This is a genomic window from Pseudomonas sp. LBUM1648, from assembly GCF_059716145.1.
Map to the genome: position 1 here is coordinate 1 of NZ_CP166808.1, position 15,165 is coordinate 15,165.

The 15,165-nt window shown below is 59.0% G+C and carries 13 protein-coding genes; 8 read left to right on the forward strand and 5 right to left on the reverse strand.

What is annotated here, in order from left to right; genetic code table 11:
- Genes dnaA through gyrB form a run of 4 tightly spaced genes read left to right on the forward strand, consistent with a single transcriptional unit; the run spans position 1 to position 6,208 of the window.
- Positions 1-1,524 carry a chromosomal replication initiator protein DnaA gene (gene dnaA, locus ACA043_RS00005; protein WP_187677235.1) on the forward strand — a complete coding sequence of 508 codons (1,524 nt, stop codon included), beginning with the start codon at positions 1-3 and terminating at the stop codon, positions 1,522-1,524.
- A gap of 39 nt (positions 1,525-1,563) precedes the next feature.
- Positions 1,564-2,667, forward strand: coding sequence for a DNA polymerase III subunit beta (gene dnaN, locus ACA043_RS00010; RefSeq protein WP_007911887.1), 1,104 nt, complete (start codon positions 1,564-1,566; stop codon positions 2,665-2,667).
- Positions 2,668-2,681: 14 nt separating this feature from the next.
- A complete protein-coding gene (gene recF, locus ACA043_RS00015) occupies positions 2,682-3,785 on the forward strand; it encodes a DNA replication/repair protein RecF (RefSeq protein ID WP_007911886.1) in 1,104 nt (367 codons plus the stop codon).
- Between the two features lie 5 nt (positions 3,786-3,790).
- Positions 3,791-6,208, forward strand: a complete 2,418-nt coding sequence (gyrB, locus tag ACA043_RS00020; protein ID WP_187677237.1) for a DNA topoisomerase (ATP-hydrolyzing) subunit B — start codon at positions 3,791-3,793, stop codon at positions 6,206-6,208.
- A 65-nt stretch (positions 6,209-6,273) separates the two neighbouring features.
- Here the strand turns inward: gyrB and ACA043_RS00025 are convergent, their stop codons facing one another.
- Entirely contained in the window at positions 6,274-6,993 is a 720-nt protein-coding gene (locus ACA043_RS00025) for a response regulator transcription factor (protein WP_187677238.1), read from the reverse strand.
- A 167-nt stretch (positions 6,994-7,160) separates the two neighbouring features.
- On the opposite strand from ACA043_RS00025, the gene ACA043_RS00030 reads away from it, so the two are divergent.
- The gene (locus tag ACA043_RS00030; protein WP_401272135.1) at positions 7,161-8,693 is read left to right on the forward strand and encodes a sensor histidine kinase; all 1,533 of its coding nucleotides are present in this window, start codon (positions 7,161-7,163) and stop codon (positions 8,691-8,693) included.
- Between the two features lie 168 nt (positions 8,694-8,861).
- Here the strand turns inward: ACA043_RS00030 and ACA043_RS00035 are convergent, their stop codons facing one another.
- The 4 genes from ACA043_RS00035 to glyQ form a co-directional block, all read right to left on the reverse strand.
- The gene (locus ACA043_RS00035) at positions 8,862-9,641 is read right to left on the reverse strand and encodes a lysophospholipid acyltransferase family protein (RefSeq protein WP_401272136.1); all 780 of its coding nucleotides are present in this window, start codon (positions 9,639-9,641) and stop codon (positions 8,862-8,864) included.
- Between the two features lie 83 nt (positions 9,642-9,724).
- Complete coding sequence (gmhB, locus tag ACA043_RS00040) at positions 9,725-10,264, reverse strand: D-glycero-beta-D-manno-heptose 1,7-bisphosphate 7-phosphatase (protein ID WP_305440623.1); 540 nt, start codon at positions 10,262-10,264, stop codon at positions 9,725-9,727.
- A gap of 4 nt (positions 10,265-10,268) precedes the next feature.
- Positions 10,269-12,323 carry a glycine--tRNA ligase subunit beta gene (glyS, locus tag ACA043_RS00045; RefSeq protein WP_497658386.1) on the reverse strand — a complete coding sequence of 685 codons (2,055 nt, stop codon included), beginning with the start codon at positions 12,321-12,323 and terminating at the stop codon, positions 10,269-10,271.
- Positions 12,320-13,273, reverse strand: a complete 954-nt coding sequence (gene glyQ / locus ACA043_RS00050) for a glycine--tRNA ligase subunit alpha (RefSeq protein ID WP_034152298.1) — start codon at positions 13,271-13,273, stop codon at positions 12,320-12,322. Before glyQ ends, glyS begins: the two co-directional genes overlap by 4 nt.
- Positions 13,274-13,354: 81 nt before the next feature.
- On the opposite strand from glyQ, the gene ACA043_RS00055 reads away from it, so the two are divergent.
- The 3 genes from ACA043_RS00055 to ACA043_RS00065 all read left to right on the forward strand — a co-directional run bounded on the left by ACA043_RS00055 (position 13,355) and on the right by ACA043_RS00065 (position 15,164).
- Positions 13,355-13,912, forward strand: coding sequence for a DNA-3-methyladenine glycosylase I (locus ACA043_RS00055; RefSeq protein ID WP_034152197.1), 558 nt, complete (start codon positions 13,355-13,357; stop codon positions 13,910-13,912).
- A 41-nt stretch (positions 13,913-13,953) separates the two neighbouring features.
- The gene (locus tag ACA043_RS00060; protein WP_305440626.1) at positions 13,954-14,841 is read left to right on the forward strand and encodes a lysophospholipid acyltransferase; all 888 of its coding nucleotides are present in this window, start codon (positions 13,954-13,956) and stop codon (positions 14,839-14,841) included.
- Positions 14,842-14,924: 83 nt separating this feature from the next.
- Entirely contained in the window at positions 14,925-15,164 is a 240-nt protein-coding gene (locus ACA043_RS00065; protein WP_401268220.1) for a PilZ domain-containing protein, read from the forward strand.
- Position 15,165 lies beyond the last annotated feature (1 nt).

Genomic DNA, 15,165 nt, shown 5'->3' on the forward strand with positions numbered 1-15,165 from the left:
GTGTCAGTGGAACTTTGGCAGCAGTGCGTGGAGCTTTTGCGCGAGGAGCTGCCTGCCCAACAATTCAACACCTGGATCCGTCCACTACAGGTCGAAGCCGAAGGCGACGAGTTGCGCGTCTACGCACCGAACCGTTTCGTGCTGGACTGGGTCAACGAAAAGTACCTGGGACGCGTCCTCGAACTGCTGGATGAGCACGGCAACGGCATGGCGCCTGCGCTTTCCTTATTAATAGGCAGCAAGCGCAGCTCGGCGCCGCGTGCAGCACCGAATGCTCCGTTGGCCGCTGCTCAAGCTTCCCAGGCTCAGGCCAATGCCGCGCCAGCGAACACGCCAGCGCCAGCCCCGGCGCCTGCTCCGGCCAAGCGTTCCACGCAGAAAACCGCTGAAGTCAGCGAAGAGCCATCTCGCGACAGCTTCGACCCGATGGCCGGTGCCGCCTCGCAACAGGCCCCGGTGCGCGCCGAACAGCGCACCGTGCAGGTCGAAGGCGCGCTTAAGCACACCAGTTACCTGAACCGCACATTCACCTTTGAGAATTTCGTCGAAGGTAAATCCAACCAGCTCGCTCGCGCGGCGGCCTGGCAAGTGGCGGACAATCCCAAGCATGGCTACAACCCACTCTTCCTTTATGGTGGCGTTGGCTTGGGTAAAACCCACTTGATGCACGCGGTGGGTAACCATCTATTAAAGAAGAACCCGAATGCCAAGGTCGTGTACCTGCATTCCGAGCGTTTCGTGGCCGACATGGTCAAGGCGCTGCAACTGAACGCAATCAATGAGTTCAAGCGTTTCTACCGTTCGGTGGATGCTTTGCTGATCGACGACATTCAGTTCTTCGCCCGCAAAGAGCGTTCCCAGGAAGAGTTTTTCCACACCTTCAACGCCCTGCTTGAAGGTGGTCAGCAGGTCATTCTCACCAGTGACCGCTATCCGAAAGAAATCGAAGGCCTTGAAGAGCGCCTCAAATCCCGCTTCGGCTGGGGCCTGACGGTTGCCGTCGAGCCGCCGGAGCTGGAAACCCGCGTAGCGATCTTGATGAAGAAGGCCGACCAGGCCAAAGTCGACTTGCCACACGATGCGGCGTTCTTCATTGCCCAGCGCATTCGCTCCAACGTCCGTGAGCTGGAAGGCGCGCTGAAACGCGTGATCGCCCACTCGCACTTCATGGGCCGCGACATCACCATCGAGTTGATTCGCGAATCCCTGAAAGACTTGTTGGCGTTGCAGGACAAACTGGTCTCTGTGGATAACATTCAGCGCACTGTCGCCGAGTACTACAAGATCAAGATCTCCGACCTGCTGTCCAAGCGCCGTTCGCGCTCGGTCGCTCGTCCGCGTCAGGTCGCCATGGCGTTGTCCAAGGAACTGACCAACCACAGCCTGCCGGAAATCGGCGATGTGTTTGGCGGTCGCGACCACACGACTGTTTTGCACGCCTGCCGCAAGATCAACGAACTTAAGGAATCCGACGCGGACATCCGCGAGGACTACAAGAACCTGCTGCGTACACTGACCACTTGATGAACACCAGCGCAGCTTATTAAGGCAAGGGACTAGACCATGCATTTCACCATTCAACGCGAAGCCCTGTTGAAACCCCTGCAACTGGTCGCAGGCGTCGTCGAGCGCCGACAGACCTTGCCGGTACTCTCAAACGTGCTGCTGGTTGTCGAAGGCCAGCAATTGTCGCTGACCGGTACCGACCTCGAGGTCGAGCTGGTCGGTCGTGTGCAACTTGAGGAGCCGGCTGAAACAGGTTCCATCACCGTGCCTGCGCGCAAGCTGATGGACATCTGCAAGAGCCTGCCCAACGATGCGCTGATCGACATCAAGGTCGACGAGCAGAAGCTGGTGGTAAAGGCTGGCCGTAGCCGCTTCACACTGTCGACCCTGCCGGCCAACGATTTCCCGACTGTGGAAGAAGGCCCAGGCTCGCTGACTTGCAGCCTGGAGCAAAGCAAACTGCGTCGTCTGATCGAACGCACCAGCTTCGCCATGGCCCAGCAGGACGTGCGCTACTACCTCAACGGCATGCTGCTGGAAGTCTCGGAAGGCATCATCCGCGCAGTGGCCACCGATGGTCACCGTCTGGCGATGTGCTCGATGAAGGCCGATATCGGTCAGCCGGATCGCCACCAGGTGATCGTACCGCGCAAAGGTATTCTCGAGCTGGCGCGTCTGCTCACCGAGCCGGACGGTAATGTCAGCATCGTCCTGGGTCAGCACCACATCCGCGCGACCACCGGCGAATTCACTTTCACCTCCAAACTGGTCGACGGCAAATTCCCTGACTACGAGCGCGTTCTGCCGAAGGGCGGCGACAAGCTGGTGCTTGGCGATCGTCAGGCGCTGCGTGAAGCGTTCAGCCGTACTGCGATTCTGTCCAACGAGAAGTACCGTGGCATCCGTCTGCAACTGGCAAGCGGTCAGTTGAAGATCCAGGCCAACAACCCGGAGCAGGAAGAAGCGGAAGAAGAAGTAGGTGTTGAATACAACGGTGGCTCCCTGGAAATCGGCTTCAACGTGAGCTACTTGCTCGACGTGCTGGGCGTGATGACCACCGAGCAGGTTCGCCTGATCCTGTCCGACTCCAACAGCAGTGCGCTGGTGCAAGAGTCCGACAATGACGACTCGGCTTATGTTGTTATGCCGATGCGTCTGTAATCAGCGGACTCTAGATGTCGCTAAGTCGCGTCTCGGTCACCGCGGTGCGCAATCTGCACCCGGTGACCTTCTCCCCCTCCCCCCGCATCAATATTCTTTACGGCGCCAACGGCAGCGGCAAAACCAGTGTTCTGGAAGCCATTCATCTGCTGGGGCTTGCCCGTTCGTTTCGTAGCACGCGGTTGTTGCCGGTCATTCAGTACGAGCAACTCGCCTGCACCGTGTTCGGTCAGGTCGAATTGGCCGAGGGTGGGCACAGTGCGTTGGGGATATCGCGCGACCGTCAGGGCGAGTTCCAGATCCGCATTGACGGCCAGAACGCTCGTAGCGCCGCACAGCTAGCGGAGATTCTGCCGCTACAGTTGATCAATCCGGACAGCTTCCGTCTGCTGGAAGGCGCGCCGAAGATTCGCCGGCAATTTCTCGACTGGGGTGTGTTCCATGTCGAACCAAGGTTCATGGCCACTTGGCAGCGCTTGCAGAAGGCCCTGCGCCAGAGAAACTCTTGGCTGCGGCATGGTACACTTGACGCCGTTTCGCAAGCGGTTTGGGACAGGGAACTGTGCCAGGCCAGCGCTGAAATCGATGAATACCGCCGCGCTTACATCAAAGCCTTGAAACCAGTCTTTGAACAAACCTTGAGCGAACTGGTTGAGCTTGAAGGTTTGACGCTGAGCTATTACCGAGGCTGGGACAAAGACCGCGAATTGAGTGCCGTACTTGCCGGATCCCTGCAACGGGATCAGCAGATGGGTCACACCCAGGCTGGGCCACAACGAGCTGATTTGCGTCTTAGATTGGGCGCACACAACGCCGCGGACATCTTGTCCCGGGGTCAGCAGAAGCTGGTGGTCTGTGCCTTGCGGATTGCCCAAGGGCATCTGGTGAGCCAGGCCCGACGCGGTCAGTGTATTTATCTTGTGGATGACTTGCCGTCCGAACTGGACGAGAGCCACCGCCGTGCGCTGTGCCGTTTGCTGGAAGACTTACGCTGCCAGGTGTTTATCACCTGTGTAGATCACGAATTATTGAGGGAAGGCTGGCAGACGGAAACGCCAGTCGCTTTGTTCCACGTGGAACAGGGCCGTATCACCCAGACCCACGACCATCGGGAGTGAAGGCATTGAGCGAAGAAAATACGTACGACTCAACGAGCATTAAAGTGCTGAAAGGCCTGGATGCCGTACGCAAACGTCCCGGTATGTACATTGGTGACACCGACGATGGCAGCGGTCTGCATCACATGGTGTTCGAAGTGGTCGACAACTCGATCGACGAAGCCCTCGCTGGCCACTGCGACGACATCAGCATCATTATCCACCCGGATGAGTCCATCACCGTTAAAGATAACGGCCGTGGCATCCCGGTAGACGTGCACAAAGAGGAAGGCGTTTCCGCCGCCGAGGTCATCATGACCGTCCTCCACGCTGGCGGTAAGTTCGACGATAACTCCTACAAGGTATCCGGCGGTCTGCACGGTGTAGGTGTGTCGGTAGTGAACGCGTTGTCCGAAGAGCTGGTACTGACCGTTCGCCGCAGCGGCAAGATCTGGGAACAGACCTACATCCACGGCGTACCTCAGGCACCGATGGCCATCGTTGGCGACAGCGAAACCACCGGCACCCAGATTCACTTCAAGCCATCGGCTGACACCTTCAAGAATATCCACTTCAGCTGGGACATCCTGGCCAAGCGCATTCGTGAACTGTCCTTCCTTAACTCCGGTGTCGGCATCGTCCTCAAGGACGAGCGCAGCGGCAAGGAAGAGCTGTTCAAGTACGAAGGTGGTCTGCGTGCGTTCGTTGAATACCTGAACACCAACAAGACTGCGGTCAACCAGGTGTTCCACTTCAACATCCAGCGTGAAGACGGCATCGGCGTGGAAATCGCCCTGCAGTGGAACGACAGCTTCAACGAGAACCTGTTGTGCTTCACCAACAACATTCCGCAGCGCGACGGCGGTACCCACCTGGTGGGCTTCCGTTCGGCACTGACGCGTAACCTGAACAACTACATCGAGCAGGAAGGTCTGGCGAAGAAGCACAAAGTCGCCACCACCGGTGACGATGCCCGTGAAGGTCTGACCGCGATCATCTCGGTGAAAGTGCCGGATCCGAAGTTCAGCTCCCAGACCAAAGACAAGCTGGTGTCTTCCGAAGTGAAGACCGCGGTCGAGCAGGAGATGGGCAAGTACTTCTCCGACTTCCTCTTGGAGAACCCTAACGAAGCCAAGCTGGTCGTCGGCAAGATGATCGATGCCGCCCGTGCCCGTGAAGCCGCGCGCAAGGCCCGTGAGATGACCCGCCGCAAAGGTGCGCTGGACATCGCCGGCCTGCCGGGCAAGCTCGCTGACTGCCAGGAAAAAGATCCTGCGCTGTCCGAACTGTACCTCGTGGAAGGTGACTCCGCGGGCGGCTCTGCCAAGCAGGGACGTAACCGCAAGACCCAGGCCATCCTGCCGCTCAAGGGCAAGATCCTCAACGTCGAGAAAGCACGTTTCGACAAGATGATCTCGTCCCAGGAAGTGGGCACCCTGATCACCGCACTGGGCTGTGGCATCGGTCGCGACGAGTACAACATCGACAAGCTGCGTTATCACAACATCATCATCATGACCGATGCTGACGTCGACGGTTCGCACATCCGTACCCTGCTGCTGACCTTCTTCTTCCGTCAGTTGCCAGAGCTGATCGAGCGCGGCTACATCTACATCGCCCAGCCGCCGTTGTACAAGGTCAAGAAAGGCAAGCAAGAGCAATACATCAAAGACGACGACGCCATGGAAGAGTACATGACGCAGTCGGCCCTGGAAGATGCGAGCCTGCACCTGAACGACGAAGCCCCGGGCATTTCCGGTGAAGCGCTGGAACGTCTGGTGAATGACTTCCGCATGGTGATGAAGACCCTCAAGCGTCTGTCACGCCTGTACCCACAGGAACTGACCGAACACTTCATCTACCTGCCGGCCGTCAGCCTGGAAACGCTTGGTGATCATGCAGCGATGCAAGATTGGCTGGCTCAGTACGAAGTCCGTCTGCGCACCAACGAGAAGTCCGGTCTGGTCTACAAGGCCAGCCTGCGTGAAGATCGTGAACGTGGCGTGTGGCTGCCAGAGGTCGAACTGATCTCCCACGGTCTGTCGAACTACGTCACCTTCAACCGCGACTTCTTCGGCAGCAACGACTACAAAACCGTCGTCACCCTCGGCGCTCAACTGAGCACCCTGCTCGACGAAGGCGCGTACATCCAGCGTGGCGAGCGCAAGAAAGCGGTCACCGAGTTCAAGGAAGCTTTGGACTGGCTGATGGCCGAAAGCACCAAGCGTCATACCATTCAGCGATACAAAGGTCTGGGCGAGATGAACCCGGATCAGCTGTGGGAAACCACCATGGACCCAAGCGTGCGTCGCATGCTGAAAGTCACCATCGAAGACGCCATTGGCGCAGACCAGATCTTCAACACCCTCATGGGTGATGCGGTCGAACCTCGCCGTGAGTTCATCGAGAGCAATGCGTTGGCGGTATCCAACCTGGATTTCTGATCCCGGTCGGCGGCTCCAACGAAAAAGGCCAACGCATTGCGTTGGCCTTTTTTATTACCCGCTATTTACTCGCCCGCTGAAGTCACACTCTCCAACCGATACCCATACCCGTAAATCGTCAGCAACTGCCAACCGCGATCCGCCGTCAGCCCCAGCTTGTTACGCAACCGATAGATATGCGTATCCAGCGGTCTTGAGGAGGCTACTTCCTCATGTGGCCAAAATCGCTCATACAGGTAATCGCGCGACAGCGGTCGCCCTAAATTGCTGAACAGGCACCGAGCCAGCCGATACTCGCGCTCAGTCATGACGATCGGTATGCCCTCACGGGTGACGGTCAATTCGGCATCGTCGAAGGTCAGGTCATTGAAGGTGAGTACTTCGGCAGCAGGTGTGCGTGGCTGGCTGTGCCGGCGCAGCACTGCGGCGACCCGGGCTTTCAGTTCATTGGGCCGGAACGGTTTGCTGACGTAGTCGTCGGCGCCGGCGTTGAGGGCCTGGACGATATCGCTTTCGCCATCGCGGCTGGTGAGCATGATCGCCGCAGGCGGCGCTTCCATGTGTTCGCGGGTCCAGCGCAGCAACGCCAGTCCGGAGAGATCTGGCAGTTGCCAGTCGAGGACCAGCAGATCGAAGGTTTCCCGGCGCAGCTGTCGCAGCAAGTCTTCACCGCGCTCGAAGCTGTGCAGCGACCATGGCTGTTCTCCGACCTCGGCCATCTGTTGCAAGGTCTGCTCGACCCGGCGCAGCTCGGCGGGTTCGTCGTCCAGTATCGCAACGCGCATACGCGGTGGTTCCTTGTTGCTGGGGCAGTTGGTCGTCAACCTTAGTCGCTCGGCCATCGCTATGAAAGGAAGCAGCCCGCCGTTGGTCGACGTCCGCTATGATTCTTCGGGTCATGTCTCAGACCTGTGACCTATGAAACCATTCACCCGCCCTACCCCTTTTTCCCATGAATGACCGCAGACGGCACGAAAGCCGCGAGCCGAGCCAGGTGCAGCGACTGTTTCGCCAGTTGGTGCGTGAGTGGTTGTGGATAAGTCTAGTGCTGTTGCCGCTGACTGCCCTATTGTCTTATCGCGCGCAGATAAACTTGCCCGATGCTTCTCCGGCAGCGGGTGCCCTACTCTCGGTGGGCATGGTGGCTTGCGTGCTGGGCCTACTGCTGTGGCGGCCGCGTCTGGCACTTTGGATGACACTGATTGGCATGGCGTGCGTGTTGATTACCAGCGCCGGCCTGGCGCAAATGCGCTTATGGTGGTCGCCGACGCCAGCGGTGCTGGGGATGCTGTTTGGCTATCTGATCTGGAACTGGCGCCGGCTCAGCGTGGTGCTGACGTACTTCGGCTGGGAATTGGCGCGGCTCGACAGCGAACCGAAAGTGTTTCCCGAGCGCCGCCGCACGCAATTTACCGGCGCTGATCGCTTGCAGGGCCAAATCATGGCACTCGAACAAGCCATGAGCCGCACCCGCGATACCCGGCGGTTCATCGCGGACGGTCTGGAGTATTTGCCCGTTGCCACACTGATCAGTGACCCCAAGGGACGGATACTGTTGGGCAATCGCAAGGCTCGCCTTCTGTTCGATCAGGCGCTGGTGGGCGACGATGTTCTCGATCAACTGGCACAGCTCGGTTATCCCGAGTTGTCGGCAGCGCCGCGCCCAACATTGTCCGCCCTGCCACTGCTGGAGTTTCGCGATCATAAGGAACGCAGCCTGCGCCTGGAGCGTGCCGCGTTGTTGCCGGTGGACGGTGACACGCCAATCGGTTGGTTGCTGAGCCTGACCGACCTCAGCGCTGAACGCGCCGCAGAGGAACAACGTGGCGTTTTACTGCGCTTCCTGTCCCACGATCTGCGCGCGCCGCATTCGGCTATCCTCGCTCTGCTCGATGTTCACCGCCATCAGGCTGGCGCGGATTCTCCGCTGTTCGAGCAGATTGAACGTCAGGTGCGCCGCGCGCTTTCCTTGACTGATGGCTTCGTGCTGTTGGCGCGGGCGGAATCCGAGGCCTATCAGTTCCAGCCCAGTCTGTTTGCGATGCTGGTCCTCGACGTGGTGGACCAGGCATTGCCCATCGCCCAACAACAACGTATCGAGTTGCTCCACGACATGGACGAGCAATCCCAGGAGCGGCTGGTGCTGGCCGACCAGGGATTGCTGACCCGCGCACTGTTCAATTTGCTGGAAAACGCCATCAAGTACAGCCCGGCCGATACCGCGATTGAGCTGCGCGTCACTTGCCACAACGAATGGCTACGCTGCGAGATTAGGGATCAGGGCAAAGGCATTGCCGCCGAAGAACTCCCCGATTTGTTCACCCAGTATCGGCGCTTTTCTTCGGCTCACGGCATCGATGGTGTTGGCCTTGGATTGTCGATGGTTAAAGCCGTGATCGATCATCATGGCGGCCGGATCGAGTGCTTTAGCGTGGTCGATCAAGGCACAACGTTCGTGCTTGAGTTGCCTTTGATCGCTGATTGATAAGGCACAAAAAAACCGGCTATATCAGCCGGTTTTTTTACTTCCGAAAAAAACTTATGCACCTTTTACGGTGTTTTATGATCTTGAGAAATATATAAGTAAATCAATTACTTAAGATCAATATTCAGGCATTTTCAACAAAACCGTACACAGGTTATCCACAAAATCTCAGACAGCCAACTGATCACTCGCAGCCGGCGCTTGCGGGGCCGGTGGCAGTGAACCCATTTCGCGCTGGGTCTTCTCGTTCCAGGCCTGCACCCGGTCGTTCAGCTCGGCGATAGCACGCGGGCCAGTGCCTTCGGCGAACATCGGTTCACCAATGACCACCGTGATCACTCCGGACATCTTGCCCCAGCCGACTTTCGGCCAGAACTTGCCCGCATTGTGTGCAATCGGCAGGACCGGAAGCGCCGCATTTACTGCCAATGCGCTGCCACTGCGCGAGAACTTGCCGACAGTGCCAAAAGGAACGCGCGTACCTTCCGGAAAGATCAGCACCCAAACGTTGTCCTTGAGCAGTTCATCACCCTTTGCAGCGACTTGTTTCAGCGCCGCTTTCGGGTTGTCGCGATCAATGGCAATCGGCCGCAGCATGGCCATGGCCCAGCCGAAGAACGGCACGTAAAGCAATTCGCGCTTGAGCACCTGGCTCAGAGGCGAGAAATAGGCGGAGAGAAAAAACGTCTCCCAAGTGCTCTGGTGGTTCGACTGAATCACGCAGGGCCGGTCAGGCACGTTTTCCGCGCCTTTGATTTCGTAACGGATACCGAGGAACACCTTGGTCAACCACAAGGCGCAACGGCACCAGTACACGTTGATAAAACGATAGCGCGCCTTGAATGGCAGAAAGGGCGCGATGAAAAAGCTCAGGCTGCACCACAGCAAGGACGTGGTGCCCAGCAGCAGATAAAAAAGGAAAATTCTGAAGGCCCGCAGTATCGACATGGCGACGTTTACCGTTACGGGGCAATGCCCGTCTGTTCAAGCGCACTCCCGATCAATCCCTGGTCAGGAATTTCAGAAGTACTCTAGTTGTGGATAAGTTCTGCGGCAATCGCCGCCAGATCGTCAAAAATCAGAGTGCCAACCGGCAGGGTTTTGCCCTGAGTCTTTTCGCCTTTCCCGGTCTTTACCAAAACTGGCTGTGAATCGACGGCTTTGGCGGCCTCCAGGTCACCAAGGCTGTCGCCGACGAACCAGACATTCGTCAGCGCCACGTTGTAATGCTCGGCGATGGTTTTCAACATGCCCGGTTTCGGCTTGCGGCAATCGCAGCCTTCATCCGGCCCATGCGGGCAGTAAACGATCAGCCCGACTTCACCGCCCTGCTCCGCCACCAACTCGCGCAGGCGCGCGTGCATGGCGTCGAGGGTAGCGAGGTCGTAGTAGCCGCGAGCAATGCCCGACTGGTTGGTGGCGACAGCCACCGTCCAGCCGGCCTTGCTCAACTGCGCAATCGCCTCGATCGAACCGGGCAAAGGAATCCACTCCTCCACCGACTTGATGTAAGCGTCGGAGTCGTAATTGATCACTCCGTCCCGATCGAGAATCAGCAGTTTCAACAGCAATCCCTCAACCCAGCAGCGAGATGTCGGCAACACCGAGGAACAAGCCACGCAGACGCGCCAGCAGCGCGTAACGGTTGGCCCGAACCTTGGCGTCTTCGGCATTGACCATCACCGCGTCGAAGAACGCGTCGACCGGCTCACGCAATGCCGCCAGGCGTGCCAGCGATTCGTTGTACTGACGCGCCGCCGCCATTGGCTGCACAGCCTGATCGGCCTGCTGGATCGCCGAGTACAGCGAGAACTCGTTGGCGTTGTCGAAGTACTTGGCCTCAACCACGGTCGGCACCGAGCCTTCAACCTTGCTCAGCAAGTTCGAAACACGCTTGTTCACCGCCGCCAGTGCTGCGGCTTCCGGCAGTTTGCGGAAGGCTTGAACCGCTTGCACACGCTGGTCGAAGTCCAGCGCCGAACCCGGCTTCAGGGCACGTACCGACAGGTAAGTGGCCACATCGACGCCTTCGTCTTCGTAACGCGCACGCAGACGATCGAAGATGAACTCAAGCACCGACTCGTCGAGGCCGGCAGCCTTGACCTTGGCACCGAACGCATTCACGGCGAAAGCCACGGCGTCGTTCAGGTCCAGATCCAGTTGTTTCTCGATCAGAATGCGAAGCACGCCGAGTGCCGCACGGCGCAGGGCATACGGGTCTTTGCTGCCGGTTGGCAGCATGCCGATACCGAAGATGCCGACCAGAGTGTCAAGCTTGTCCGCGATAGCGACGGCCGCACCGGTCAGGGTCGCCGGCAGTTCAGCACCGGCACCGCGCGGCATGTACTGCTCGTTCAGCGCCAGCGCGACGTCTTCCGGCTCGCCGTCATTGAGGGCGTAGTAGTAGCCGGCGACACCTTGCATCTCCGGGAACTCGCCGACCATTTCGGTGGCCAGATCGCACTTCGACAGCAAGCCTGCACGGGCCGCCCACGAAGCGTTGCCGCCGATGCGTGCGGCGATGTACGCCGCCAGTTTCGATACGCGCTCGGCCTTGTCATAGACGCTGCCGAGTTTTTCCTGGAAGACCACGTTTTTCAGGCGATCGTTGAACACTTCGAGCTTCTGCTTCTTGTCTTGCTTGAAGAAGAACTCGGCGTCGGTCAGACGTGGGCGAACCACTTTCTCGTTACCGGCGATGATCTGCTGCGGATCTTTGCTCTCAATGTTGGCCACAGTAATGAAACGTGGCAGCAACTTGCCGTCGGCATCCAATAGGCAGAAGTACTTCTGGTTGTCCTGCATGGTGGTGATCAGCGCTTCTTGCGGCACGTCGAGGAAGCGTTCCTCGAACGAGCACACCAGCGGCACCGGCCATTCAACCAGCGCGGTCACTTCGTCGAGCAGTGCCGGCGGAACGATCGCTGTGCCTTCCTGACGGGTGGCCAGCTCTTCGGTGCGCTTGCTGATGATCTCGCGACGCTCGTTGGCGTCAGCCAGAACGTAGGCAGCACGCAGGTCGGCCAGGTAGCTCGACGGCGAACCGATGCGCACGCTTTCCGGGTGATGGAAGCGGTGGCCACGGGAGTCACGGCCAGCCTTCTGCGCGAGGATGGTGCAGTCGATGATCTGGTCACCGAGCAGCATCACCAGCCACTGGGTCGGACGCACGAATTCTTCTTTACGCGCACCCCAACGCATGCGTTTCGGGATCGGCAAGTCGTTCAGCGAATCTTCGACGATGGTCGGCAGCAAGCTCGCGGTCGGTTTGCCGGCGATGCTCTGGCTGTAGCGCAGTTTCGGACCGCTCTGGTCGATTTCGCTCAGCTCGACGCCGCACTTCTTGGCAAAACCAAGAGCTGCCTGCGTCGGATTGCCTTCAGCGTCGAACGCCGCCTGACGTGGCGGGCCGTCGAGGTTGATGCTGCGATCCGGCTGCTGGGTAGCCAGCGCAGTAATCAGCACAGCCAGACGACGCGGCGCCGCGTAGACGGTTTTGCTCTCATAGCTCAGGCCGGCGGCTTGCAGGCCCTTGTCGATACCGGCGAGGAACGCGTCAGCCAAAGTGTTCAGGGCTTTGGGTGGCAGTTCTTCGGTGCCCAGTTCAACCAGAAAATCTTGCGCACTCATTGTGCAGCCTCCAGCTTGGCCAGTACTTCGTCACGCAGGTCCGGGGTCGCCATCGGGAAGCCCAGCTTGGCGCGGGCCAGCAGGTAGGCTTGGGCGACGGAACGCGCCAGGGTGCGAACGCGCAGAATGTATTGCTGACGCGCGGTCACCGAGATCGCCCGGCGCGCATCCAGCAGGTTGAAGGTGTGCGAAGCCTTCAACACCATTTCGTAGCTCGGCAACGGCAGCGGCTGGTCGAGCTCGATCAGGCGCTTGGCTTCGCCTTCATAGAAGTCGAACAGTTCGAACAGCTTGTCGACGTTGGCGTGTTCGAAGTTGTAAGTGGACTGCTCCACTTCGTTCTGGTGGAACACGTCGCCGTAAGTCACTTTGCCCATCGGGCCGTCAGCCCAGACCAGGTCGTAAACCGAATCCACGCCTTGCAGGTACATGGCCAGACGCTCGAGACCGTAGGTGATCTCGCCGGTCACCGGGTAGCACTCGATACCGCCCGCTTGCTGGAAGTAAGTGAACTGAGTCACTTCCATGCCGTTGAGCCAGACTTCCCAGCCCAGACCCCAGGCGCCGAGGGTCGGCGATTCCCAGTTGTCTTCGACGAAGCGAATGTCGTGGACCAGCGGGTCCAGACCGACGTGCTTGAGGGAGCCCAGGTACAGTTCCTGGAAGTTGTCCGGGTTCGGCTTCAGGACGACCTGAAACTGATAGTAGTGCTGCAGACGGTTCGGGTTTTCGCCGTAACGGCCATCAGTCGGACGGCGGCTTGGCTGCACGTAAGCGGCGTTCCAGGTTTCCGGGCCAATGGCGCGCAGGAAGGTCGCAGTGTGGAAAGTGCCGGCGCCTACTTCCATATCGTAGGGCTGAAGTACCACACAACCTTGCTCGGCCCAGTATTGCTGGAGCGCGAGGATCAAGTCTTGGAAGGTACGCACGGCTGGCGTAGGCTGGCTCACGAAATTCACCTGTTTCTTGGGCTGCGATTTAAAGAGCGGGAGTATACCCGATTCGTTGCTGCGCACGCCCCCTGGAGCCTTATGCCACGCTGCTTTTGGTGTACCGAAGATCCGTTGTACATGGCTTATCACGATCAGGAGTGGGGCACGCCGCTACGCGATGCGCAGGGTTTGTTCGAGTTGCTTTTGCTCGAAGGGTTCCAGGCCGGGCTGTCCTGGATCACCGTATTGCGCAAACGCGAGCGTTATCGCGAGGTGTTGTTCGGCTTCGACGTGCAGCGCGTGGCGCAGATGAGCGACGCCGAAATCGACGAATTGATGCTTGACCCCGGCATCATCCGTAACCGCCTCAAACTCAATGCCGCCCGGCGCAATGCCCAGGCCTGGCTGGCGCTGGAGGACCCGGTGGCGTTTCTTTGGTCGTTTGTCGGGGACCAACCGATCATCAATCATTTCAAGGATCGCAGCGAAGTCCCGGCGATCACCCCCGAAGCGCTGGCGATGAGCAAAGGCCTGAAAAAGGCCGGGTTTACGTTCGTCGGACCGACCATTTGCTACGCGTTGATGCAGGCCTCGGGCATGGTCATGGATCACACGCAGGATTGCGACCGCTACGCGCAGCTCGCCAACGGCGGTTAGAATGCCCGCCTCGCGCACAGCACAAAGATCAGGAGTGACCTGTGGAAAAGTTTAAAGGCGCCTTGCTGGTAGGCGCTCTGCGGCTGTTTGCCCTGTTGCCATGGCGGGCCGTGCAGGCCGTGGGTTCGGCGATTGGCTGGATCATGTGGAAAACCCCCAACCGTTCCCGCGACGTGGTGCGGATCAATCTCGCCAAATGTTTTCCACAGATGGACCCGGCCGAACGTGAGCGTCTGGTCGGTCAGAGTCTCAAAGACATCGGCAAGTCCCTGACCGAAAGCGCCTGCGCGTGGATCTGGCCGGCGCAGCGTTCCATCGATCTGGTGCGCGAAGTCGAAGGCCTCGACATCCTCAAGGACGCATTGGCTTCGGGCAAAGGCGTTGTCGGCATCACCAGCCACCTGGGCAACTGGGAAGTGCTCAACCACTTCTATTGCAGCCAGTGCAAACCGATCATTTTCTACCGTCCGCCAAAGTTGAAGGCTGTGGATGAATTGCTGCGCAAGCAACGCGTGCAACTGGGCAACAAAGTTGCCGCGTCGACCAAGGAAGGCATCCTCAGTGTCATCAAGGAAGTGCGCAAGGGTGGTGCAGTGGGCATTCCGGCTGACCCGGAACCGGCCGAATCCGCCGGAATCTTCGTGCCGTTCTTCGCCACGCAGGCGCTGACGAGCAAGTTCGTGCCGAACATGCTGGCCGGTGGCAAAGCCGTCGGCGTGTTCCTGCATGCGCTGCGCCTGCCCGACGGTTCCGGCTACAAAGTGATCCTTGAAGCCGCGCCGGAAGCGATGTACAGCACCGATACCGAGACGTCCTGCGCCGCCATGAGCAAAGTCGTCGAGCGTTATGTCGCGGCGTATCCGAGCCAGTACATGTGGAGCATGAAGCGCTTCAAGAAACGTCCGCCGGGTGAAGCTCGCTGGTACTGAGGCGTTAGAGATGTGATTGGCATGATCTGTGGATAACCTCATCGTCGAGGTTATCCACAACCGTTCATTCAAGGGCGCAGCAGATGTCCGAACACCGCAAATCGTTTCGCATCAAGATCACCCACGACAGCTTCGGCGAATGCCTCGGGCAGACGCGCAATCTGACGCCCACCGGGGTGTATGTGCAGCATCCGGGTCTGACGTCATTGCCCAAAGGCGCAGTGGTTTACGGGCAGGTGCAGGGTTTACCCACAGGCGCGCCGCGAGTGCGGATGGAAGTGGTGACGGTGGATGCCGAAGGTATCGGCCTGCGTTACCTGTAGA